Here is a 1910-nt window from a genome sequence, read left to right on the forward strand (position 1 = left end):
AGCCAATCGCGATGCGCTTCCTCGCCCGCCGCAAACCGTACCAACTCCGGATCATGCCAGTCGGCCACGACCTCGGCGAACTCGGCCATGTCGGCGCAGATCGGCAGGTCGGCGCGATAGACACGGCCGAGCTCGTTCGGATCGGGGTGGATGTGAACCAGAATCTGCTCGGGATGATCGGGCGTGATCAGCTTGTAGCCATCGGTCGTCGCCTCGCCGAGCCGCGCGCCGACGACGAGCAGCAAGTCCGCCTCGCGAATGCGCTGCTGCAGCAAGGGATTGGGCCCATAACCCAGATTGCCGGCATAGACGGAGCAACTGTTCGCGACCGCATCCTGTCGCCGGAACGCCGCCGCGACCGGGATGCCATGGCGCGCTGCGAAATTGGCGAAATGATGCGCCGCCGCTGGGCTCCAGTCGGCTCCGCCGATAATTGCCACCGGATTGGTCGCGTCCTTGAGCAGCTCGAACATCGCGCCCACCGCGCCAGCACAGGCTGGCTGGGCGATCGGCGCAATGGCAGGCCGATCGACCGCCTCGACGCAATCGCGCAGCATGTCCTCGGGGATCGCGAGCACAACCGGTCCCGGCCGCCCCGCCGTCGCCACGCGATACGCCCGCGCGACATATTCGGGGATGCGGCGGGCATCGTCGATCCGCGCCGCCCACTTGGCGATCGGCGTGAAGAAGGCCGCAAAATCGACCTCCTGAAACCCTTCGCGATCCTTGTCGCCGCGATCGAGGTCGCCGACGAACAGGATCAGCGGGGTGGAGTCCTGCATCGCGACATGGACCCCGGCCGAAGCGTTGGTCGCCCCCGGCCCGCGCGTCACGAACGCCACGCCCGGCCGCCCGGTCAGCTTGCCGTCAGCATCGGCCATATAGGCGACCCCGCCCTCCTGCCGGCAGACGACGACATCGATCGACGGCGCATCGTGCAGCGCGTCGAGCACCGCGAGGAAGCTTTCGCCCGGTACGGTAAACACCCGGTCACAGCCTTGGGCGATGAGCTGATCCACGAGGATGCGGCCACCGGTGCGGAGGGGAGTTGTCATGGAAAGCGCTTTAGCCGGGAGATCAATTTGACGGAAGTGCGTCTCATTGACGTCGGCAACAGCCGATATAAGATTGGCCGATGAGTATGAATAACAGCATTCAGAAGATGCACGAGAACTTCGAGGCTCAGTTCGAAGTCGCCGCTGATGGAAGATACCTTTACCGCCGCAATCAGAAGGACGAACCGATCCCTGTCAGTGCGGACGAACGTGAGCGCTTCATTCGTCAGTACAAATCGCTCATCCGGGTCATCCTGGGTGGAATGATGGCCGCCCTAGTCGCCTTTTTTGCATTGGTGATATGGTGGACCGCCGCTACAAAATCCGAATTACCGGACGTGCCGACCTATATTGGAATCAGCGCAATTGCGATTGTCGCGCTCACCTTGATGTATTGGGTTCGAGGATCGCCAGCTCGTGAACTCGGCGGGCGCGCTCCAATCGGACGCAAGCGGACGCGGGAAGAAATGCGGTCAATCTTCTTCAAGAAAATTAGTTACGGACAGCTTGCCATGGCCGCAGTTGTCGGTGCATTTCTCCCGTTCACGTCTGGCCCCGACGTCTTTCACGGCTGGGCGCGATTATGGCTCGTTTTCGGAGGCCTGATCGTGCTGCTGGCTGGCGTGCAGGCGGTTCGAAAGTGGAGTTTTGACAGACAGCGCCCTTAGAATTTTTCGTGATCTCTCACGCCTGGTGAATCGCCTTGACCACCTGATAGGTTTCCAGGCCCTCCGTGCCGCCCTCCGACCCGAAGCCTGAATCCTTGACCCCACCGAACGGGGCGTCGGCCGTCGAGATGCCGAAGCTGTTGATCCCGACCATCCCCGCCTCGATCGCGTCGCCGAGCAAATTGGC

The 1910-nt window shown here is 62.5% G+C and carries 3 protein-coding genes; 1 reads left to right on the top strand and 2 read right to left on the bottom strand.

Annotation, left to right across the window (positions count from 1 at the left end):
- A partial coding sequence (locus RMN84_RS08035; RefSeq protein ID WP_309611657.1) for a thiamine pyrophosphate-binding protein occupies window positions 1–1055 on the bottom strand: 1055 nt, incomplete at its 3' end.
- Between the two features lie 80 nt (window positions 1056–1135).
- On the opposite strand from RMN84_RS08035, the gene RMN84_RS08040 reads away from it, so the two are divergent.
- Window positions 1136–1723 carry a hypothetical protein gene (locus RMN84_RS08040; RefSeq protein ID WP_309611658.1) on the top strand — a complete coding sequence of 196 codons (588 nt, stop codon included), beginning with the start codon at window positions 1136–1138 and terminating at the stop codon, window positions 1721–1723.
- A gap of 16 nt (window positions 1724–1739) precedes the next feature.
- On the opposite strand, the gene RMN84_RS08045 is transcribed toward RMN84_RS08040, so the two are convergent.
- Window positions 1740–1904 (bottom strand): aldehyde dehydrogenase family protein, encoded by a 165-nt coding sequence (locus RMN84_RS08045; RefSeq protein ID WP_309611659.1) that lies wholly within the window; start codon window positions 1902–1904, stop codon window positions 1740–1742.
- Between the last annotated feature and the right edge of the window lie 6 nt (window positions 1905–1910).

The sequence above is a fragment of the Sphingomonas sp. genome (assembly GCF_031380695.1).
Lineage (GTDB): Bacteria > Pseudomonadota > Alphaproteobacteria > Sphingomonadales > Sphingomonadaceae > Sphingomicrobium.

Coding starts and splice junctions, on each gene's coding strand:
- RMN84_RS08040 (WP_309611658.1), top strand. CDS start 1,136: ATGAGTATGAATAACAGCATTCAGAAGATGCACGAGAACTTCGAGGCT.